Origin of the sequence: Kocuria sp. CPCC 205260, assembly GCF_040981045.1 — a bacterium.
GTDB classification, from domain to species: domain Bacteria; phylum Actinomycetota; class Actinomycetes; order Actinomycetales; family Micrococcaceae; genus Kocuria; species Kocuria palustris.
The window spans coordinates 234,656-253,359 of the sequence record NZ_JAVKPT010000002.1 but is presented as its reverse complement, the minus strand read 5'-3'; the positions used below and the strand labels follow the sequence as shown (position 1 = coordinate 253,359).

Below are 18,704 nucleotides of genomic sequence, written 5' to 3'. Positions count from 1 at the left end.
GTCGTGTCGTGCCTTCTGCTGGAAAGCGTAGAACGGGGCTCCGACGACGCAGAGGCCCTGTCGGGACACCTCTGGCAGACTGCTCACGAACCGATCCGCGGCCTGTCGGCCGCCATGAGACCGAGGAGACAGCCATGAAGGCGCGCCGACGCCTCCTTCCGTGGCGAAGCCGCTCGCGGCGCTGGATGGCCGGCGTCCTGGAGATCATGCCGGGCTCGGCCGTGGACGATCCGATCTCCGTCGTCGTGGGCGCGATCGCCATGATCCTGCTGCTCCCGCTGCTGGTGCTGTGGCTGCTCGAGTCCCTGGCGCAGTGGATCGCGATGCCGTTCGTCCTGCTCGCCCGTGCGTCAGGGATGGCCGCCGTGCCGCTGGTCGTGACGGAGCGCGGGCACGTGGCCCACCGTGAGAGCGTTCTCGGATGGGCCGAGGCGGATCACCGCCTGGTCGAGATGCGCCGCGAGATCGACCACGGCAGCCCGCATCCGTGGCGCGATCGCAGCGACCCGTGGACCAGCAGCAACCAGCCGGGATGGTGAGGACGAATGGACGGGATCGAGCATCCGGGAACTGACGTCGTGCTGGAGGAGGCGACGGCCGAGCACCTGCCGGCGCTGATCGAGCTGATGTCCGAGGACATGCTGGGCGCCTCCCGCGATGGGATCCGCTCGGAGGAGGACAGGCAGCGCAAGGACGCCCACCGCTTCTACGAGCGGCTGGGCTTCGAGCGCAGCCACGAGGGCTTCAAGCTCATACTGAGAACGGCCTAGCCGTGCCCTTCCTGGACCGTCTCTCCCGCTGGGCCGAGCAGCGTCCACAGGACACGGCCGTCGTCTGCGCCGAGGACCGGCTGAGCTGGAGCGGGCTGCGCTCGCGGGCTGCCGAGCTGGCGGCTTCGGGGGAGGCCGTCGGGATCCTGCAGCAGGGCACCGGCACGGAGTTCGTCGTGCGATGGGCGGCGGGAGTGGCCGAGCGGCGCGTGTGCGCGGTCCTGGATCCGGGCCTGCCCGAGAGCATCGGCGGCGCGGTGGGCGAGCGCTTCCGCGACGTGCTCCCGGAAAGCGCAGCACCGGCACACCTGCGCGACGGGCCCGACGACTCCGCCTTCCTGGTGGGCCTGACCTCCGGCACCACCTCGGTGCCCAAGGGGTTCCTGCGCAGCCGCGGCTCCTGGCGACGCTCCTTCGAGGCCTCGACTCGGCATTTCGACCTGCGCAGCGAGGACCGGGTGCTGGTGCCCGGCCCGCTGTCGTCGAGCATGAATCTCTACGCGCTGTCCGAGTGCCTGCATGCCGGCGCGGCCGCCGTCGTCCTGCCGCGCTTCGACAGCGCGGCGGCCCGTGCGGCGATCACCGCCGAGGGCGTCACCCGGGTGGTGGCCGTGCCGACGATGCTGCGCCTGATCGCCGAGCGCGCACTGGCTGTCGGAGAGTCTGCGCATGGACTGCGTGCAATCGTCTGCGCGGGGCAGAAGCTGGATCCGCAGACGCTGGCCGCGGCCCGCCGATGGGCGCCGAATGCCGTGATCTGGGAGTACTTCGGCGCCGCGGAGCTCGGCTTCGTGGCCGCTCAGGAGCATCCGCCGGGGGAGATCCGGACGCTCGACCCGACGGCGGTGGGGCTGCCGTTCCCCGGCGTGGAGGCGGTCGTCGTGGACCACGACGGCCGTGTCCTCCCGGAGGGCAGCACCGGGAGCATCGCCGTGCGCTCCGATCTGGTGTGCGACGGCTACCTGTGGGGCGATGACGGCCGGGCATTCGCGCGGATCGCAGACCTGGCGACGGTGCGGGATCAGGGCTTCCTGCGCGATGGGCAGCTGCACGTGCTGGGCAGGGCCTCCGAGATGATCAACTCGGGCGGGCTGAACATCTACCCGCAGGAGGTGGAGGCCGCGATCGGCTCTGTGCCGGGGGTGGCCGAGGCTGTCGTGGTGGGCCTGCCGGATCCTTCTCGCGGACAGCGCCTGGTTGCCGGCGTCCTTCTCGAGGACGAAGGGGCGGATCGGCAGAGTCTGCGGGCCGCGCTGGAGACCATGCTGGCCTCGACCAAGCGGCCCCAGCAGTACTGGCGTCTGGGTGAGCTGCCCGTCACCGGCGGAGGGAAGATCAGTCGAGCCGTGCTGCGGTCCTGGATCGAGGAGGGAGATCCCCGTGCCCGACCGCTCGGCTGATCCCTCAGCGCCTCTGCTCCTGCTCGGGCGTCGGACCCCGCTGGCACGAGCAGGGACCGCGCTGGCCGACGTGCCCGTGCACCGTCTGCTGGCGCCGATCCTGCAGCGGCTCGTGACGGAGACGGGCCTGGCGCCGGAGTCCGTCGCGGACGTCGTGATGGGCAACGCGGTGGGAGCCGGAGGCAACCTGGCACGGCTGTCGGCCCTGGAGGCCGGCCTGCCGCTGTCGGTCCCGGGGGTCACGGTCGATCGGCAGTGCGGCTCGGGGCTCGACGCCGTCGTGCTGGCCTGCCGACTGGCGCAGGCCGGAGCGGGAAGCGCCTTCCTGGCCGGCGGCGCCGAGAGCATCAGCACGGCTCCGCTGCGAGGCCGTCGCGGCGCGGACGGGGAGGTCGAGTTCTACCGGCGCGCCCGCTTCAGCCCCGAGCACCTCGGGGATCCGGGCATGGGTGAAGCCGCGGAGACCGTGGCCCGGCCCGGGAGCACGGGATCGATCGCCGGCGCCAGGATGCCTTCGCCCTGCGCAGCCACCGCAGGGCGCTCGAGGCGGCGGCCGTCGGACGGTTCGATGAGGAGCTCGTGCCGGTGACCGGAGCCCGAGGCGAAGTCACCGCCGACAACGGCCCGCGTCCGCGCTTGAACGCCGACCTGCTGGCCCGCTTGCCGGCGGCATTCGTCGACGGAGGCACCGTGACCGCAGGGAACTCCTGCGCCGATGCGGATGGGGCGGCGGCGGTCCTGATCGCGACGGCGCAGGTCGCACGGGACCTGGGCACGACGACGGCCCTGGCCTTCCGCGGCGCGTCGACCCAGGGGGTGGACCCCACGCGACTGGGCCTGGGAGCGGCTGCCGCGGCGGCTCGGCTGCTGGCGGAGCAGGGGGCGGCCGCGCGGCAGCTCGCGGCGGTCGAGTTCAACGAGGCCTTCGCCGGGCAGGTGCTCGCCTGCACCGACCTGCTGGGCATCGACGAGCGCGTGCTCAACGCCGACGGCGGCGCCCTGGCCCTCGGCCACGCCTACGGCGCCTCCGGGGCGGTCTCGGTGGTCCGGCTGCTGGCCCGAGCGCGCGATCTGCCGGAGGGCAGCCTGCTGCTGGCCATGATCAGCTCGGCCGGCGGCATCGGCACGGCGGCGCTCTTCGAGAAGACCGCCGTCCCCGGGCCCACGCGCTGAGCCGGGAGCTCAGCCGCCGTACGTCTCCGGATCCACGGGGCGGACGCTGCGCGGCAGCTTCTCGAGCACCAGGCGGTAGGAGTCCACGACGAGCTCGTGGACGAACCTCCTGCTCAGGGCCTCGCCGGCGCGCACCGAGACCCAGTGCCTCTTGTTCATGTGGTAGCCGGGGGTGATCTCGGCGTACTCATCGCGCAGGGCCTGTCCGTCCTGCGGCTCGACCTTGAGGTTCACCATCCACTGGCCGCGCAGCTCCAGGCGCATGAGGAACATCCGCCCGCAGACCTTGAACACGTCCGTCTCCGGGCCGAAGGGGTGCTCCAGCTCAGCGCCGGGGCACTGCAGGGCGACCTCCTCCGCCCAGGTCATCAGCTCCTGCTCGTCCACGGGGAAATCAGCCGCCGAAGGACGCGAGGGCGTCGCCGCTCAGCCGGTAGACGTCCCAGCCGTCCATGGGGACCGCGCCGAGGGAGCGGTAGAACTCGATCGACGGCTGATTCCACTGCAGCACGGACCACTCCACGCGCTGATAGCCGCGCTCGCGGGCGGTGCGGGCCAGGGTGCGCAGCAGCGCCTTGCCGTGCCCCGCACCGCGGGCCTCCGGACGCACGTAGAGATCCTCCAGGTAGATGCCGTGCGTGCCCTCCCAGGTGGAGTAGCTCAGGTACCACAGCGCGAAGCCCTCGATCCGCCGCCCGGAGCCCTCCGGAGCGGGCGCGACGTGGGCGAAGATCGCCGGCTGGTCGCCGAAGAGCTGCTCCCGCAACACGTCGGGGGTCAGCTTCACGGCGTCGGGCTCCTTCTCGTACACGGCCAGGTCGTGCACGAGCTCGACGATCTCGTGGACGTCATCGGGAACTGCGGCGCGGATGGTGGTCTCGGTCATGGCCCGAAGCTAGCACCGCCGCCCGGGGGGGGGGTGGGCACCTGGATCATTCGGAATCGACGGGGGCGACACGCAGCAGGTTCCCGTCAGGGTCTTGCGCGACGAAGGTGCGGCCGAAGACGTCGTTGTGGGGCCCCTGGACGATGGGGACGCCCAGATCGCACCATCGCCGGTGCTGCTGCTCGATGACCTCGGGCCCGCCCCGGAGATTGAGGCAGACCTCGCTCGTCCGCCCGGTGGCCGAGGAGATGGACTCGGCCTTCCCGGACCACAGCGCGAGCCCCACTCCTGCTGCGACCCGGAACTCCACGAACCGTGGGCTGGTGAAGTGCGGGTCCATCTCGAAGAGCTCGGAGTAGAACTCGGTCGAGGCCGCGATATCCGTGACGTAGATGATGAACAGGTTGGGTGCCGGCATGAGGTCTCCTCGTTGCTCTGGTGGATCGGTCGACCTCATGTGAGCATGTGAAGAAGACATCCAGTGTCATGTTTCTGCAAGGATCTGGACCATGAAGTCAGCCCGGCTGATGTCGATGCTCCTGCTGCTGCAGACCCACGAACGGATGACCAGCAAGGAGCTGGCCGACCGCTTCGAGGTCTCCCAGCGCACGGTCTTCAGAGACGTGGAGGCACTGTCCGCTACTGGCGTGCCCATCCACACCGAACGCGGCCGTGGCGGTGCCATCGTCCTGGATCGTCGTGCTCGCATGGATCCTGCGCGCCTGGACCCGGCCGAGCTCCAGCTGCTGCGGCTCGCGGGCCTGGACTCTCAGCAGCTGGAGAGCATCGGGCTGCAAGGTGTCGGCGTCCGTGCTCAGGAGAAGCTCGCCGCCGTGGCCGCCCGACGTTCCGAGGCCACCTCGTCGCCTCTGTCCGACGTCCTGCTCGTCGACCCCACCGGCTGGCTCGCGGAAAGTCAGGAGCTGGATCTGGCAGCCCTGCTGAACGCAGCGCGTGACCAGCGGCGCGTGCGGCTCCGCTACCGCCGCAGCGGGCAGATCACCGGGCAGTGGCTCGTCGCGGATCCCTACGGCCTGGTCAGCAAGGCCGCGTCGTGGTACCTGGTCGCCGACGTCGACGGGCAGCCCCGACTGTTCAATACCCGCCGTATCGAGGTCCACCAACCGCAGGCGGACGCGGCAGAACTGCGGCCAGGCCAGGACCTCCGCACTGTCTGGGCGGCCCTGCTGGACGACTTCCAGCCGACCCAGGTCGTGGAGGTCCACGCCCTGATCCGCTCCACTCGGCTGGATCTGGCCCGCCGCATCCTCGGCACCCGCCTGGTCAAGGCCACAGCTGCCGACAGCGAGTGGAGCTCCATCGTCGTCCACTACCCAGATGTTGAGTCCGTCCGGCAGCTTCTCCAGTTCGGGGACCACATCCGCGTCCTGAGCCCCGTGGAAGCCGTCGAGCGCATCCATGCCTTGGCCGGCCAGCTCGCGCACCACCATGAGGCGGGGGATTCGAGCAGCGTCCCGAGGCGGCGCAGCTAGCGCGGGTCGCGGTCACTCCCAGGCCGCGGTCTCCGGGTCGATGCCCAGTGATCGGGCTCTGGCGTCGATCACCAGCGGCAGCCAGTCGACCAGACCCTCGGCCAGGCGGTCGCAGTGGATCCGGAAGGATGGATCCGTCGGGTACATCCGGCCCAGCAGGACATGGCGCTGCGGCGAGACGCTGTAGAAGCGGCTGAGCGCCTCCCGGTGCCGATCCGCCAGCTCGTCGGCTTCGGGCGAGCCCGGCGCCATGCCTGCGGCGAAGGCCGATGCCAGGTCCTCCTCCACAGCGGCGAGGCCCTGGGCGAGACGAGCCCACTGCTCAGGGCCGCGCCGTGCGCCGCGCTCCGCCTGTTCCGTCCAGGCGTCGGTGCCGCCCCAGCGGTCACGGGCCTCTCGGGTCCACTGCGGATCCCAGTCGGGACCGAAAGCCTCCGCCTGCTCGGTCTCGGAGAGCAGGATGCCCCGCTCGAGGGCATCGGCCAGGCGGTCGAGGTCGTCCTGCGCGGCCTGCAGCCGTCGGGCCTCCGCCTCCGCGGCGCTGCGGCGCTCGCGCAGTCGTCGAACCGTCTGCTGTGCGGGCTCGTGGAGCAGGGCCGTCACCTCGTCCAGGGAGAAGCCCAGCTCCCGATATGCCAGGATCCGTCGGCCGCGAACCACATCATCTGCCGAGTAGAGCCGGTATCCGCTCGCTGCCCGCCCGGCGGGACGCAGGATGCCGAGGTCATCCCAGTGGCGCAGCGTGCGCACGGAGACGCCCAATGCCGCTGCGGCGGGGCCTATGGTCAGGTCCTGCTCGGTGGTGCTCATGCCGTCCTCGGAACAGATCGACGTGCTCATGCGGACTCGCAGATGCCCATGGCCCGCAGCGCGTGGTCCTCCGGCGAATCGTGCACGAAGGGCTTCGCTGCTGTCATGACCACGCGAGTCCCCTCGGGTGTGATGACGGCGAGCTCGCGTGCGTTCCACGGGCGATCATGCGGGCCGTCGACCGCCCCGCCGGCTGAGCGGCAGGCCTCGGCGATCACGTCGAGCTGGTCCAGGACGCACGCGAAGCTCACCGTCGGAGGCTGGGAGGAAGCCTCGAGCGGCTGCGCCTCGGCGGGGATCAGCAGGACATCCTGGAACGCCCAGCGCCGCAGGTGGATCAGCTGGCCCGGGATCGCGAACAGCTCGAAGAACCCGAGCCCCTCGGTCCAGAGCGCGGACGAGGCGGTCAGGTCCCGGCAGGGGATCGAGACGAACATCGGCATCCCGTAGATCTCGCGGCACAGCGCCGGTGGCTGGGCACTGCTGTCGGGGGTGGGAACGGGGCTCGCCGGTGCGGAAGTGCGGTTGTCATCCATGGAGATCAGCGTGGGACCTCACGCGATGAGAGGGTCAAGCGCCGACGGCGAATGCCGGAGGAACATCGCCTCGCGCAGACAGGCTCTTCTGGGGTTCTGCCCAGCATCCCGCTAGCCTCGGACGCCGCCGATAGATCAGGGAGCTTCAGATGAGACACCGAGCCTCGGACAGCGAGTCCGATTCGGAGATCCAGATCGAGAACAGGATCCATGACCAGAAGGCGCCCGAGAGCGTCCAGACCACCATGCGCCTGGCAGCCAGCGGGCACCGCACGATCCACCCGGCGCTGATCCCCGGGCTGGACGTCGAGGACGCCAGGGACCACTTCCCCACCGACAAGGTCGTCTTCGCCGCCGCCGCCGTGCTGGTCATCGGCGTGCTGGGCTGGGCGATCATCGCCCCGGAGAATCTGGGCGCGATCGGTCCGCAGATGCAGACCTGGGTGGTCACGCACTTCGGCTGGCTGCTGGGCTCTCTCGTCGCACTCGTCGTGCTGTTCATGCTGGTGATCGGATTCGGCCCCACCGGCAAGATCAAGCTCGGTGCGGATGACAGCGAGCCGGAGTTCTCCACGGGCTCCTGGATCTCCATGCTCTTCGCGGCGGGCTTGGGCATCGGCCTGGTCTTCTACGGACCGCTCGAGCCGCTGAGCCACTTCATGACCCCGCCGCCGGCATTCGACGTCGAGGCCGGCTCCATGGACGCCATCCCCGCCGCCATGGCCCAGACGAGCCTGCACTACACGATCATCCCGTGGGGCGTTTACTCGTTCATCGGCGGCGCCCTGGCATATGCGGCCTACCGCCGCGGCCGGCTGCCGCTGATCTCCGCGCTCTTCGAGCCGATCTTCCCGAATGCCACGAACCGGATCCCGGGCAAGATCATCGACGTCTTCGCGCTCATGGTCACGCTGTTCGGCACCGCGACCTCGTTGGGCATCGGCGCGCTGCAGATCCGCACCGGCACCTCGATCATCACGGGGCAGCCGCTGGAGGGCGACGGCATCCTGGTCGTCATCATCAGCGTGCTCACCGTCGTCTTCATCATCTCCGCGGTCTCCGGCGTGAAGCGCGGCATCCGCCTCCTGTCCAACACGAACATGGTCCTGGTGATCGGCCTGACGATCTTCGTGGCGGTGACCGGGCCCCTGCTGTTCCTGCTCGATCTGATCCCCACGACGTTCTACGCGACCATCCAGAACGCCTTCGCGATGCTGTCCGTGGCGCCGAGCCAGGGCGAGGTCGAGTCCGAGTTCTCCGCGAGCTGGACGATGATGTACTGGGCCTGGTGGACCTCGTGGTCGCCGTTCGTGGGCATGTTCATCGCCAAGATCTCCAAGGGCCGCACGCTGCGGGAATTCGTCACGGTCGTGATGTTCGCCCCGTCGGCGATCTCCGTGCTGTGGTTCGTGGTCTTCGGCGGCACGACCATGTGGATGGAGCTCAATGGCCATCCGATCGGCGTGGAGGGCAGCGGCGAGAACGTCATGTTCGACATGCTGGGCAACCTGCCGCTGACCGGGATCACGTCGTTCCTGGTCCTGGTCGCGATCCTGATCTTCTTCACCACGGCCGCCGACTCGGCGACCAACGTGATGGGCTCCATGTCGCAGTCCGGCCGGTCGAACCCGTCGACCCCGGTCACGATCATGTGGGGCCTGGCCCTGGGCTTGGTCTCGATGTTCCTGCTGCTGGCCGGCGGTCAGTTCGCCCTGTCGGGCCTGCAGTCGGTCATGGTCACCTGCGCCCTGCCGTTCGGGCTGATCATCCTGGGGATCATGGTGTCCTGGGCCAAGGACCTCCGGAACGACCCCTACATGATCCGGCGCCGCTACGCGCGCGAGGCGATCTACAAGGGCGTCCACCGAGGCATCGACGAGCACGGCGACGACTTCGTCTTCGGCGCCACGCACGTGGACGACGACGGCGCCGGGGCCCGCTTCGAGAGCACCGACCCGGAGCTCACCAAGTGGTACACCCCGACGGCCGAGAAGCCGGCGACGGACATCGACGGCGAGCCGAAGAAGGACTGACGTCCTTCGATGCGATCCGTGAGGGGGCGCTGGTGCCGTTCATCCCGCTGGGAAGGACGGCATCAGCGCCCCTTCGCAGAGCACCACCGACGACGAACGCCGGAGCTCCGTCGGCTCAGCTGCTGTGGTCCTCGAACCGCCGGGCCAGTCGCGCCATGACCTCGTAGCCGTCGTCGACTCCGTGCGCCAGTCGCTGCAGCTCGGCGCCGGTCAGCAGGCCGAGTTCGTACGGGTCGGCACCGGCGCGACGCAGCCCCGCGGCCGAGTCCTGCAGCCAGGCGGCGGCCACGGAGGCGTCCAAGGTCTCGCCGAGCGCGTCCTGGGCCTTCTTGGCGGCCTTGCCGAGCTTGCGCATGGGTTTGGCCGGGCGGAAGCCTGCGGCTGTGAGGACCTTGGTGACGTAGCGGACCCGCTTGGTGGCCTTGCGGACGGTGTGCAGGTGCTCGAGGCGCTGCTCGGCATCCAGCTGCTCGTCGCGGTCGGCTGCCAGGGCGCGGTCGGTCTCCTTGGCTGCCTTGCGCAGTGCGCGGCGCACCAGCCGATCGCTCATCTGCCGCGGGCTCAGCCGCTCGGCCTTCTTCCGGCCCTTGTCCGTGAAGGGCGGGTTCTGTGCCGCGCAGCGGGCGAGCTCCAGAGTGGCAGCCCGCTCCGGCTGCGCGCCGCCGCGCACCTTGGCGGCCGAGGCCTCGGCGTCCTTGAGAGCCGTCTGCGCCAGCGCCTGCACCGTCTTCTCGCCCACGCGCCCCTGGAGAGCCTCGGCACGTGCCGGAAGCTGTTCGGCCAGGACCTCGGCATCGCGGGCCGCGGACAGGGACCGGCCCAGCTGCTGGAGACGATTGCCGAGCTCGTCGGCGACTCCGCGGTCCAGGAACGGTCGCGCGGACTTGAGCAGCCCGCGCAGGGACCGCGCGGCGACCCTCAGCTGATGCAGGGCGTCCGGCAGGTCCAGCCGCGCCTTCAGGTCCCACAGCTCCAGGGCCGCGGCCTGCTGAGCCAGCACCGCCTGCAGGACGTCGACGCCCGAGGGCTCACCGCCCGTCGCCACGGCCTTGCGGTTCTTCGCCTTGCCCTTCTTGCTCGGGGCCTTCTTGGCAGGCTTCGCCGATTCCTTGGCGCCGGTCTCGGACTCCGCGGTCTGGCCGTCGTCGTCGATCTCGATCAGCTCGTCCTGCCCGACGATCCCGCTGAGCAGCTGCGCCACTGCGGCAGGCAGGCGCTCCGGTGCGCTGCGCAGCCGCGGGACCTCCACGGCCCAGTGGTCGTAGCCCTCGGGGACGCTCAGCAGCCAGCCGCGCTCGGGGTCCGCGCTGCGGCTCAGGGTGATGCCGCGGCGGCGCAGTGCGCGGTCGTCGGTGTCGTGGAAGACGGCGCCGGCCATCTCCTCTCCGGATGCCGGCGACGGCAGCGGAAGGCGCTGGATCTGCGCGCTCGCCCGCCCCGGCAGGCGGACCGTCCGCGGTTCGGAGGTCTCTGCGGCGGGCATGTCGGTCCTCTCGGTCGGGCGCCGGTGACGGATCGCTCCCTCATCGGTGAGTGGTTCCGATCCTATCGGCGCGGAGGCCCGGATTCCTGGGGAAGACGACGCCCGCCCGGTCGCAGGGGGCGACCGGGCGGGCGGTGGAGGCGTCGGGCGGACCCGCGTCAGAGGCGGTTGCCGCGATCCACCAGGATCGACGTGTTCTGGGCCGTGCGGACCATGGCCACGTAGAACTCGAGCATCAGGCGGAACAGCACGATGTAGATGAACAGGACGATCAGACCGAAGATCAGCGTGGCCATGCCGGCCAGCATGCTGTCCGTGGCGAAAGCGGCGACCGTCATGATGAACCAGCCCAGCGTCAGCAGCACGATGCCCGCGATGTAGAGGATCGAGGCGAACTTGATGGTGATGTAGTTCTTGAAGGAGAAGTCGAACAGGGCGGCGAAGAACCCCTTCTCCTGCCCCGGCTGACGGCCGGGATGACCCTGGGGCTGGCCGCCGGGCTGGGTGTAGCCGCCCTGGGGTGCGGAGTACGAGGGCTGCTGGTGCTGACCCGGCTGCTGCATCGGCTGGTTCGCCCCGCCGTACGTCGGCCCGCCGTAGCTGGGCTGCTGGCCCTGCGGGTTCGGCTGGCCGCCCTGCGGGTTGTGCTGCGGATCGTGGGGGTTCTGCGAGGAGAAGGACATGGGGGTCTCCTGAGGGTGGTGGTGGATGGTCAGCGGGGCATGCGTGCGACCCTGCGGCCATCGGAGGCGGGCAGGCCTCACGCCGCGGAGTCGATCCGGACCGTGCTGGTCACCGCGGTGAGCGACGGATGCCGAGGGGTGGAGCTGAATCCGAAGCGCGGCGGGGGCAGCATCTCGCGCATGCCGCCCAGGTTCTGCCCCTCCCAGATCGCGGTGCTGCCCCTCAGCCGGTGGAGATCGTCGGCGGCGTACCACTCGGTGCGGCCCGGGGCGGCCTGACCCAGAGTGCGGACCCCCGGCATCGTGGCCCGGGCGATCGGATCGCTGAGCTGCGCGAAGGCGAGGCTGCGGCTGATCGGTCGGGGGATCAGGCGCAGCAGATGTCCCAGCGGCGCCCGCGCCCCGATCCGGAAGCGCCACTCCAGAGGTCCTGCCTGGACCGCCCACTGCCCCGTCCGGCCCAGGCCCGTGCGGGACACCGAGACGGGGACGAGGCGCACCTCGTCGAAGGTGTAGGTCGCGGAGACGAAATCGGCCACCCAGCGATCGGGTGCCAGCAGGATCCGATGGCCGTCACGGTCCTCGACCATGACGTCGGCGAACGGCCCGTGCGGCGTGCGGGTCCAGCACCCCAGGACCAGGCGAGTCCCCTCGGCGGTGCCAGCTCCTGCGATGTGCCCGGTGAAGCGGTGCAGCTGTGGGGAGGACATGGGAGGCACCGTACTCGCGATACAGGAGCGGGACGTCTGGATAGTGTGGAGTCTCGCGATGCCGCTCAGGGACAGGAGGCCTCACCTGTGCACCAGGACCTCTCGCCGGCCATGGCGGCCGTCCGCTCTCCCGACGGCCGCCTGACGCTCGGGCTGATGACCCCGCCGCCGCAGCCCCAGGGCTCCATGGCCGATCCCGCCGAGGCTCGGAAGCTGGCGCAGCTCGCCGAGGCGCAGGGGATCGCCGCGCTGTGGACGCGCGACGTCCCCTTGGCGATCCCGCAGGGACAGGACCGGCTGGCGTCGTCGCTGGACGACCCGTTCCAATGGCTGTCGATGCTCGCAGGGGCCACGTCGACGATCGCGCTGGGCACGGCGGCGGCCGTGCTGCCGCTGCGCCACCCGCTGCACCTGGCCAAGACCGCCCTGTCCCTGGACCGGATCAGCGGCGGCAGGCTCCTGCTGGGCGTGGCCACGGGAGATCGCCCGGAGGAGTTCGGGATCTTCGGCGCCTCCCTGGACGATCGCCGCGACGCGTTCCGCGATCGCTGGGCCCTTCTGCGCTCCGCGCTGAGCCCTGACGAGCAGGAGCGCGAGCACCTTCTGCAGGCCACCGACGGGTACGAGCTCATGGTCCCGCCCGCTCACCGCATCCCGCAGGTCATCGTGGGCTCGGCCAAGCAGACCCTGCAGTGGAACGCCGCCCACGCCGATGCCTGGGCCACCTACTACCGGCCGTTCGAGGAGCAGAGGGGCCGTTTCGGGCTGTGGAGCCAGGCCGTGCAGCGGCGCGGGCAGGGCAACGACCCGGTGCTGATCCAGTCCATGAGCCTGGACCTGCTCGAGGATCCCGACGCCCCCGCGCAGGAGATCAGCCTGGGCCTGCGCACCGGGTCGAAGGCCCTCGTGGAGACCCTGCACCGCTACCGGGAGATCGGCCTGGAGCACTGCATCTTCGCCAAGGCGAGCGATGACCGCCCCACCGCCGAGGTCATCGAGCAGCTCGGCCAGGAGGTCGTCCCTCACCTGTGAGCGGCTCTCGTCTGGTCCACTGGTCCGCGACGACGAGTGGACCTGCCGCCGCAGGTCCCGTGGAGCACAGGAGGGTCAGCGCATGACGAAGCAGGATCGGGATCTGGACATCCGCATGGGGCACCACGAGCTGGTGATCCGGCAGCGCTACGAGGTGCTGTCGATCGCCAACGACTTCGTGCTCGGCTCGATCCAGATGATGCTGCGCCCCACGATCCGCTTCGTGCGCCGGACGCACCTGCAGCGCCTCCGCCCCGCTCAGCCGCACGAGACGTCCACGGACTTCTGATCCCTGGCGGTGTCTGACCGGCGGGGCCCGGTCCTCTGGCCGCGCTCGCGGTTCGCACCTACCGTGGAGGGCATGGCACTTCCTCCGCTGAGCAGGCTGTACGCACCCCGGACCCTGGCCTTCGCGGCCGGCTCAGGGCTGGGCGAGATGATCCCGTTCCACCGGGCGCGCGGGGCGGGGCGCGCTGCGATCATCGCCGCTCCGGGCATCGGTTATGCAGGCGCCCTCGTGTGGATCATGACGCGGCGCGACGCGGGGGAGCAGGCCCTGGAGCCGTCGCGAACGGCTGCTGCGGACCAGATGGAGGAGCAGGGTGCCGACCAGCGGTGGACGCCTCAGCTGCTCGGTGTGACGGCAGCGGTCGGCGTGCTGATGAGCGGCCTCTCGGCGGCAGGACTGGCCCTCGACGGCGCGTTCGAGCGCTTCCTGGTGCGCCGCGGCGTGCGTCGGCCCCTGCTGGTCATGGGCGCGACGGGCCTGGTCGTCGGCTGGGCGATGGAGTACTTCGACGTCGACAGCGACGACGCTGATCCTGATTCCGCCGCCGCCGCCGAGACGGACGAGCGGCCCGAGAAGGCAGAGGCTGATCAGCAGTCGGCGGAAGGGGACGCGCAGCCGTCGCAGAGCGGCGTCGGCAAGCACCGCGATGACCGCCCGGTCGACGCCCCGCCGCGCGCCTGAGCGCGCTGGCCGACGACCGCAGAGTCGGCGACTGCGGATCAGCGCCTCACTCGAAGAGCCGCTGGCCCACCATGGTGTCGCCTTCGCGCATGCCCGGCGGCACGGCGAACAGCGCCGACCCCACGTGCTGCAGGTACTCCGTGAGCGCATCCTTCTGGGTCATCCGCTCCAGGATCGGATAGAAGCCGGTGCGCGGATCGCGGGTGAGTGCGATGAAGAACAGCCCCGCGTCCAGGCGGTCCAGGGAGTCATTGCCGTCGGTGTAGTTGTAGCCGCGGCGCAGCATCCGATGCCCGCCGTTGCTCTCCGGTGCCACGATGGCCACGTGCGAGTCCTCGGGGAACGCCGGGCCGTCCTCGCCCTGGGCGCTGAGGTCCAGCGGCTCGAACTCGTCCTCGGCCTCAGGCTCCGCGACGGACAGCGGCGCCCCGAAGCGCTTGTCCTGGCCCATGATCTGCTCCTGCTCCGAGAGCCGGACCCGGTCCCAGATCTCCAGGGTCATGCGGATCTTGCGCGCCATGAGGTAGCTGCCGCCGGACACCACGCGGCTGCATCGTCGTCGCCGTCCTGGACCCACACGTGCTCGACCAGGGTGCTCTCGCCGTCCTCGGCCTTGAGGTTCGCGGTGCCGTCCTTGAACCCGAACAGGTTGCGCGGGGTCTCCTGCTCGGTCGAGGTGGACAACGTGCGCCCGTAGCCGATCTGGCCCCACTTCAGCACGGCAGTGCCGAAGCCGATGCGCGTGAGATTGCGGATCGCGTGGACGCAGACCTGCGGGTCGTTGGAGCAGGCCTGGATCATCAGGTCCCCGCCGGTGCCTCCGGGGACCAGCTTTTCGTTGGCGCACTTTGGCACGCCGTCGGAGAGGACCTCTGGCATGCGCTCGCGCAGCCCGAAGCGGTCCCTGCCGTCCTCGTCCTCGAAGAACGAGGCCCCGAAGCCGAACGTGATGGTGAGCCCGGCCGGGGGATAGCCCCAAGCCTCGCCGGTGTCGTTGGGCGGGCGGTTCGGATTGGCATCCGGCTCCCCGCCCACGAGCTCGCCGGCGCACATCTGCTCGGCAGCCACGGTCCACTCACCGAGCACCTCCTTCACGTTCTCGACGTCGTCGGTGTCCAGGTCGAAGGCGGCGAAGTACATGTTGTCCTGCGCCGGCGTGAGGATCCCGGCCTGGCGATCGCCGCGGAACGGATAGGTCAGCTCGGAGTGCCCGCTGCCGCGATCCGCCGTGGCCCGGCCGATCGCCGCACCGCCGAAGCCCGCGATGCCCAGCATCCCGGCCAGCCCGGTGCCCGCCACCAGGCGGCGCCGCGAGAAGCCCCGCGTGCGTCCGCCGGTGGCCTCTTGCTCGTCGGCTCGCTGCGGGTCCGGGCCGGTCGGCTGCTGGTCGCTCATCAGTGCAGGACCGTCCCGGCGACCTCGGACGGCGGCTCGGACAGCCCGTTGACGTCGTCGAAGCCGCCCTCGATCTCATCGGCCAGGTCCGGGTCCTGAGCGCGGACCAGGTCCTGGGCGTTGCCGTCGGCGACCAGGATGCCGATGATGAGCGAGGTTTCGAAGCCCTCGCGCAGCGCGATCGGCAGGTTGGCGATGAGGATGGGGATCGATGCGTCATCGGGAACTCGGGCGATGCTCTTCATAGCGGGCGGCGGCGCAGCCCCACCATGGCCGCGCCGATCATCCCCGCGCCGATGTCCAGCACGGTGTCCAGGGGCGGGTTGTGGATCTCGGGGGTGACCAGCACGGATCCCGCGGCCTCCATGAGCTCCCAGATCACCGCCAGGACGAGGCCCACCGCGGCGCAGACCCGGATCCTGCTCGCCGTCGCCCCTCCCTCCCTGCCTCGCGGCCGCTCGGTCGGGTCGCCATGACCGCGCAAGCTGCGCCACAGCGCCGTCAGCACACCCGTGGCCAGCAGATGGATCACGAGGTCCCACAGGAGGATGCGCTCGTAGAGCAGCTCGGCGGCGCTCACCCCGGCGACGAGCAGGATCAGGCTGCCCGTGGCCCTGGCTCCTGCGGTGCGGAAGGCCAGTAAGCACAGGACCTGCCCCAGCCCCACGAGCAGCAGCACCGCGACGTCCACCCAGCGTGCCTGGAGCGCGTAGACCGCGGCGACGGCGATGCCCGTGAAGCACAGCGCGGAGGCCGTGAGGCGGGCGAGGGCGCTCACAGGGGCGACCTGCGTCCCGCCCATCGGCGTCGATGCCGCTCCCAAGGCGGCTCCTGCTCCCAGCGCCGCAGCAGCAGCCGACAGGCCATGCGCTGCTGGGCCAGCAGCCGACGGGGGGAGACGGCCGCCCGCCACGACACCGGCATGATGCTCCCGCGGTCCAGCGCGATGGCCTCGTGGGGCTGCAGCTCGAAGCTCAGCTCGAAGTCGTCATGGATGCCCGGGCGCGGAGCGAGTCGTGGGCTGACCCGGTTCCACCATGAGGTGCGCATGGCCATGTTGGAGCCCCATAGCGGCGGGTGGGCCAGGGCCAGCCCGGAGGCGAGGCCGTAGAGCCCCAGGTAGAGGCCGCACAGCGAGCGGCCCAGCGCGCGCGGCCCGGGGGCGAAGCGCCCGCCCCCGGTGATGGCGACCAGCTTGTCGTCCTCCGCCGTCAGCTGCCGCTCGATGCGTGCCAGCCACGACGACGGCGGGATGCTGTCGGCATCGCAGCGGGCGATGATCTCGTGGGAGGCCGCGTCGTAACCGGCGTGGGCGGCGAATGAGACCCCTGGACGCGGCTCCTGCAGGAGGCGCAGCGGCAGGCCCTGGTCCCGTTCGGCGGCGGCGATGACGGCGAGGAGGTCGTCGCTCGACCCGTTGTCGACGACCACGATCTCGTCGGCGGGGCGGTCCTGGCGGGCAAGGGCCGCCAGGCAGCGGCGCAGGGCGGGGGCGTCGTCGCGCACAGGCAGGACCACGCTGATGCCGGGTCTCGGAGCGGCGTGGCCGGTCACGGTGGGGGTTCCTCCTGGTGGCATCGCGAAGGACGGGCTGCGATGCGGGCATCCAGCGTATCCGCGGGGCAGGTGCCCGCAGCGGGGCAGGGGGCGGGTCTCGATGTGAGACCCGCCTCCTGCGGAGGGGCGTTCAGCGCTGCCGTCGGCTCAGAAGATGCCCTTGTTGGCCCTGCCGCCGTCGGTGACGGTGTGCTGGCGCGAGTCCACGTTCTGGTCATTGTCCGTGGAGGTGTCGCCCGGCAGACGACCTGATTCTCGATATCTTCGCAGGTGAGAGGTGGAATTCTCGCTGGGGCGCGCAGGGGTTGGTGACAGTTCGGCACCCCATCAGCGCTGATGGGGTGCCGAACTGTCACTAACCGGAGGGCGGAGGCGCAGGGGGTGCGTCGTCGTGACGCTCAGCGGGCCGAGCTGGCTGCGATCAGGGTCAGGACACCAGCCCGTAGATGATGCCGCTGACGGCCACCAGGCCGGCGATCGTGACGAACACGTTGGACAGGCGCCCGCGGTACGGAGCCAGGGCGGGCATCTTCCGGATCGCGTACATGGGCATGAGGTAGAGGATCATCGCGATCACGGGGCCCGCGATCGACTCGATCATGGACAGGATCGAGGGGTTGATGATCGCAGCGGCCCAGGTGCTCAGGAAGATGAACGCCGCGATGCCGATGTGCAGGGCTCGATCGCTGACCTTGGAGCCGTCGGCGTCGACCATCGACCGGACGATGCCCGCAGCACCCTCCGCCGCGCCCAGGTAGTGCCCGAAGAACGAGGAGGCGATCGCCGCCAGCGCCACGACCGGGCCCAGGTAGGCGATGAACGGGCTGCCGTGCACGTTGGCCAGATGCGACAGGACCGGCAGGTTGGCGTCCTTGGCCTCCTGGAGGCCGTCGACGCCCAGAGACAGGACGCAGGACCACACGAAGCCCATGGTGAAGATGACCAGCAGGGCGGCGGTGCGGCGCAGCACGACGGAGGCGCGCTCGCTGGCGCGGGGGCCGTACTGGCGCTGCATGGCCAGGGAGAACTGCGAGATCGCCGGGGAGTGGTTGAACGCGAAGACCAGCACGGGGATCACGAGCCAGATCGACATCAGCAGATCGCCGGCGCTCGGGGCGGCGGTGAGGCCGTCGAGCTTCCAGCTGGGGATGAGGTAGAGCGTGACGAAGAGCAGGATCGCGATCAGCGGGTAGACCAGCCACTGGGTCACGATCAGCATGATCCGCTGGCTCGAGACCATCACGAGCATCATCAGCGCGATCAGCACGCCGGAGAGCAGCCAGCGCGGCAGCGAGCCCATGCCCAGCTGGTTGACCATCAGCGAGTCCACCGTATTGGTGATGCCGATGCCGTAGATCAGCACGATCGGGAAGATCGCCAGGAAGTACAGGACGGTGATGACGCGCCCGACGCCCTCGCCGAAGGCCTTGCGCGCCACGACCGTGATGTCGGCACCCGGATCCGGGGAGGCGCACACGAAGCGCGAGAGCGCCCGGTGCGACAGGTAGGTCATCGGCCCGATCAGGATCGTGACGATCAGCAGCGGCCAGATGCCGCCGAGGCCTGCGTTGATGGGCAGGAACAGGACGCCGGCGCCGACGGCGGTGCCGAACAGCGATATGGTCCAGCTCAGCTCGAAGCGGGGGCTCGATCCCTGCGTCTGAAGGCCCTGGGGGTCCTCGGGGTTCGCGGGGCGGATGTCCGCGCTGCCGGCCGCGGTGGATCCGTGGGGCACCGTGGTCTCCGTCCTGTGGGGGTGCGGGCGCTGTGGCA

At 70.5% G+C, this 18,704-nt stretch carries 22 protein-coding genes and 1 pseudogene; 9 read left to right on the top strand and 14 right to left on the bottom strand.

Annotation, left to right across the window (positions count from 1 at the left end; translation table 11 throughout):
- The first annotated feature begins 134 nt into the window (after window positions 1-134).
- The 4 genes and pseudogenes from RF645_RS05830 (at window position 135) to RF645_RS05815 (ending at window position 3,343) form a co-directional block, all read left to right on the top strand.
- The gene (locus RF645_RS05830; RefSeq protein WP_204782444.1) at window positions 135-539 is read left to right on the top strand and encodes a hypothetical protein; all 405 of its coding nucleotides are present in this window, start codon (window positions 135-137) and stop codon (window positions 537-539) included.
- A 6-nt stretch (window positions 540-545) separates the two neighbouring features.
- Entirely contained in the window at window positions 546-770 is a 225-nt protein-coding gene (locus RF645_RS05825) for a GNAT family N-acetyltransferase (protein ID WP_368818734.1), read from the top strand.
- Between the two features lie 2 nt (window positions 771-772).
- The gene (locus RF645_RS05820; RefSeq protein ID WP_368818732.1) at window positions 773-2,170 is read left to right on the top strand and encodes a class I adenylate-forming enzyme family protein; all 1,398 of its coding nucleotides are present in this window, start codon (window positions 773-775) and stop codon (window positions 2,168-2,170) included.
- Window positions 2,151-3,343 (top strand): annotated as a pseudogene (locus RF645_RS05815) (thiolase family protein). Before RF645_RS05820 ends, RF645_RS05815 begins: the two are co-directional and overlap by 20 nt.
- Window positions 3,344-3,352: 9 nt before the next feature.
- Here RF645_RS05815 and RF645_RS05810 read toward each other — a convergent pair.
- The 3 genes from RF645_RS05810 to RF645_RS05800 are packed head-to-tail and all read right to left on the bottom strand — an operon-like array spanning window position 3,353 to window position 4,647.
- Window positions 3,353-3,730, bottom strand: a complete 378-nt coding sequence (locus tag RF645_RS05810; RefSeq protein ID WP_368818731.1) for an MmcQ/YjbR family DNA-binding protein — start codon at window positions 3,728-3,730, stop codon at window positions 3,353-3,355.
- A gap of 7 nt (window positions 3,731-3,737) precedes the next feature.
- Window positions 3,738-4,229: an N-acetyltransferase family protein gene (locus RF645_RS05805; protein WP_368818730.1), complete on the bottom strand. Its 492-nt coding sequence runs from the start codon at window positions 4,227-4,229 to the stop codon at window positions 3,738-3,740.
- A 46-nt stretch (window positions 4,230-4,275) separates the two neighbouring features.
- On the bottom strand, window positions 4,276-4,647 hold the full coding sequence (locus RF645_RS05800; RefSeq protein ID WP_368818729.1) for a VOC family protein: 372 nt from the start codon (window positions 4,645-4,647) through the stop codon (window positions 4,276-4,278).
- A 91-nt stretch (window positions 4,648-4,738) separates the two neighbouring features.
- On the opposite strand from RF645_RS05800, the gene RF645_RS05795 reads away from it, so the two are divergent.
- Window positions 4,739-5,722 (top strand): YafY family protein, encoded by a 984-nt coding sequence (locus RF645_RS05795; RefSeq protein WP_006214292.1) that lies wholly within the window; start codon window positions 4,739-4,741, stop codon window positions 5,720-5,722.
- Between the two features lie 12 nt (window positions 5,723-5,734).
- Here RF645_RS05795 and RF645_RS05790 read toward each other — a convergent pair whose 3' ends face one another.
- Complete coding sequence (locus RF645_RS05790) at window positions 5,735-6,532, bottom strand: MerR family transcriptional regulator (RefSeq protein WP_368818728.1); 798 nt, start codon at window positions 6,530-6,532, stop codon at window positions 5,735-5,737.
- Window positions 6,533-6,558: 26 nt separating this feature from the next.
- Entirely contained in the window at window positions 6,559-7,068 is a 510-nt protein-coding gene (locus RF645_RS05785) for a VOC family protein (RefSeq protein ID WP_137802995.1), read from the bottom strand.
- 149 nt (window positions 7,069-7,217) lie between these two features.
- Between RF645_RS05785 and RF645_RS05780 the strand changes: the two genes are divergently transcribed.
- Window positions 7,218-9,101, top strand: coding sequence for a BCCT family transporter (locus tag RF645_RS05780; protein ID WP_251714312.1), 1,884 nt, complete (start codon window positions 7,218-7,220; stop codon window positions 9,099-9,101).
- A gap of 115 nt (window positions 9,102-9,216) precedes the next feature.
- Here the strand turns inward: RF645_RS05780 and RF645_RS05775 are convergent, their stop codons facing one another.
- The 3 genes from RF645_RS05775 to RF645_RS05765 form a co-directional block, all read right to left on the bottom strand.
- On the bottom strand, window positions 9,217-10,584 hold the full coding sequence (locus RF645_RS05775) for a CHAD domain-containing protein (protein WP_368818727.1): 1,368 nt from the start codon (window positions 10,582-10,584) through the stop codon (window positions 9,217-9,219).
- Between the two features lie 158 nt (window positions 10,585-10,742).
- A complete protein-coding gene (locus RF645_RS05770) occupies window positions 10,743-11,267 on the bottom strand; it encodes a DUF4282 domain-containing protein (RefSeq protein ID WP_368818726.1) in 525 nt (174 codons plus the stop codon).
- Window positions 11,268-11,344: 77 nt separating this feature from the next.
- Window positions 11,345-11,977 (bottom strand): hypothetical protein, encoded by a 633-nt coding sequence (locus RF645_RS05765; RefSeq protein WP_259902944.1) that lies wholly within the window; start codon window positions 11,975-11,977, stop codon window positions 11,345-11,347.
- Window positions 11,978-12,022: 45 nt separating this feature from the next.
- On the opposite strand from RF645_RS05765, the gene RF645_RS05760 reads away from it, so the two are divergent.
- The 3 genes from RF645_RS05760 to RF645_RS05750 all read left to right on the top strand — a co-directional run bounded on the left by RF645_RS05760 (window position 12,023) and on the right by RF645_RS05750 (window position 13,979).
- The gene (locus RF645_RS05760) at window positions 12,023-13,009 is read left to right on the top strand and encodes a TIGR03571 family LLM class oxidoreductase (protein WP_368818725.1); all 987 of its coding nucleotides are present in this window, start codon (window positions 12,023-12,025) and stop codon (window positions 13,007-13,009) included.
- An 82-nt stretch (window positions 13,010-13,091) separates the two neighbouring features.
- Window positions 13,092-13,298, top strand: coding sequence for a YrhK family protein (locus RF645_RS05755; protein WP_137802990.1), 207 nt, complete (start codon window positions 13,092-13,094; stop codon window positions 13,296-13,298).
- A 72-nt stretch (window positions 13,299-13,370) separates the two neighbouring features.
- The gene (locus RF645_RS05750) at window positions 13,371-13,979 is read left to right on the top strand and encodes a hypothetical protein (RefSeq protein WP_137802989.1); all 609 of its coding nucleotides are present in this window, start codon (window positions 13,371-13,373) and stop codon (window positions 13,977-13,979) included.
- A 46-nt stretch (window positions 13,980-14,025) separates the two neighbouring features.
- Here the strand turns inward: RF645_RS05750 and RF645_RS05745 are convergent, their stop codons facing one another.
- From RF645_RS05745 to RF645_RS05720, 6 genes are all read right to left on the bottom strand, one after another.
- Complete coding sequence (locus RF645_RS05745; protein WP_349774090.1) at window positions 14,026-14,499, bottom strand: Dyp-type peroxidase; 474 nt, start codon at window positions 14,497-14,499, stop codon at window positions 14,026-14,028.
- Window positions 14,478-15,374: a Dyp-type peroxidase gene (locus RF645_RS05740; RefSeq protein WP_368818724.1), complete on the bottom strand. Its 897-nt coding sequence runs from the start codon at window positions 15,372-15,374 to the stop codon at window positions 14,478-14,480. Before RF645_RS05740 ends, RF645_RS05745 begins: the two co-directional genes overlap by 22 nt.
- On the bottom strand, window positions 15,374-15,619 hold the full coding sequence (locus RF645_RS05735; RefSeq protein ID WP_368818723.1) for a hypothetical protein: 246 nt from the start codon (window positions 15,617-15,619) through the stop codon (window positions 15,374-15,376). The genes RF645_RS05740 and RF645_RS05735 overlap by 1 nt, the downstream gene beginning before the upstream one ends.
- Window positions 15,616-16,152: a hypothetical protein gene (locus RF645_RS05730; RefSeq protein ID WP_249933882.1), complete on the bottom strand. Its 537-nt coding sequence runs from the start codon at window positions 16,150-16,152 to the stop codon at window positions 15,616-15,618. The genes RF645_RS05735 and RF645_RS05730 overlap by 4 nt, the downstream gene beginning before the upstream one ends.
- A complete protein-coding gene (locus RF645_RS05725) occupies window positions 16,149-16,928 on the bottom strand; it encodes a glycosyltransferase (protein ID WP_368818722.1) in 780 nt (259 codons plus the stop codon). The genes RF645_RS05730 and RF645_RS05725 overlap by 4 nt, the downstream gene beginning before the upstream one ends.
- A 430-nt stretch (window positions 16,929-17,358) precedes the next feature.
- Entirely contained in the window at window positions 17,359-18,666 is a 1,308-nt protein-coding gene (locus tag RF645_RS05720; protein ID WP_137802986.1) for an aromatic amino acid transport family protein, read from the bottom strand.
- Between the last annotated feature and the right edge of the window lie 38 nt (window positions 18,667-18,704).

Bases quoted from the DNA above. Each gene is read 5' to 3' on its own strand.
- RF645_RS05745 (WP_349774090.1), bottom strand. From the start codon at position 14,499: ATGGCGCGCAAGATCCGCATGACCCTGGAGATCTGGGACCGGGTCCGG.
- RF645_RS05800 (WP_368818729.1), bottom strand. From the start codon at position 4,647: ATGCCGGCACCCAACCTGTTCATCATCTACGTCACGGATATCGCGGCC.
- RF645_RS05765 (WP_259902944.1), bottom strand. From the start codon at position 11,977: ATGTCCTCCCCACAGCTGCACCGCTTCACCGGGCACATCGCAGGAGCT.
- RF645_RS05790 (WP_368818728.1), bottom strand. From the start codon at position 6,532: ATGAGCACCACCGAGCAGGACCTGACCATAGGCCCCGCCGCAGCGGCA.
- RF645_RS05770 (WP_368818726.1), bottom strand. From the start codon at position 11,267: ATGTCCTTCTCCTCGCAGAACCCCCACGATCCGCAGCACAACCCGCAG.
- RF645_RS05750 (WP_137802989.1), top strand. From the start codon at position 13,371: ATGGCACTTCCTCCGCTGAGCAGGCTGTACGCACCCCGGACCCTGGCC.
- RF645_RS05830 (WP_204782444.1), top strand. From the start codon at position 135: ATGAAGGCGCGCCGACGCCTCCTTCCGTGGCGAAGCCGCTCGCGGCGC.
- RF645_RS05740 (WP_368818724.1), bottom strand. From the start codon at position 15,374: ATGAGCGACCAGCAGCCGACCGGCCCGGACCCGCAGCGAGCCGACGAG.
- RF645_RS05735 (WP_368818723.1), bottom strand. From the start codon at position 15,619: ATGAAGAGCATCGCCCGAGTTCCCGATGACGCATCGATCCCCATCCTC.
- RF645_RS05775 (WP_368818727.1), bottom strand. From the start codon at position 10,584: ATGCCCGCCGCAGAGACCTCCGAACCGCGGACGGTCCGCCTGCCGGGG.
- RF645_RS05805 (WP_368818730.1), bottom strand. From the start codon at position 4,229: ATGACCGAGACCACCATCCGCGCCGCAGTTCCCGATGACGTCCACGAG.
- RF645_RS05795 (WP_006214292.1), top strand. From the start codon at position 4,739: ATGAAGTCAGCCCGGCTGATGTCGATGCTCCTGCTGCTGCAGACCCAC.
- RF645_RS05785 (WP_137802995.1), bottom strand. From the start codon at position 7,068: ATGGATGACAACCGCACTTCCGCACCGGCGAGCCCCGTTCCCACCCCC.
- RF645_RS05755 (WP_137802990.1), top strand. From the start codon at position 13,092: ATGACGAAGCAGGATCGGGATCTGGACATCCGCATGGGGCACCACGAG.
- RF645_RS05825 (WP_368818734.1), top strand. From the start codon at position 546: ATGGACGGGATCGAGCATCCGGGAACTGACGTCGTGCTGGAGGAGGCG.
- RF645_RS05780 (WP_251714312.1), top strand. From the start codon at position 7,218: ATGAGACACCGAGCCTCGGACAGCGAGTCCGATTCGGAGATCCAGATC.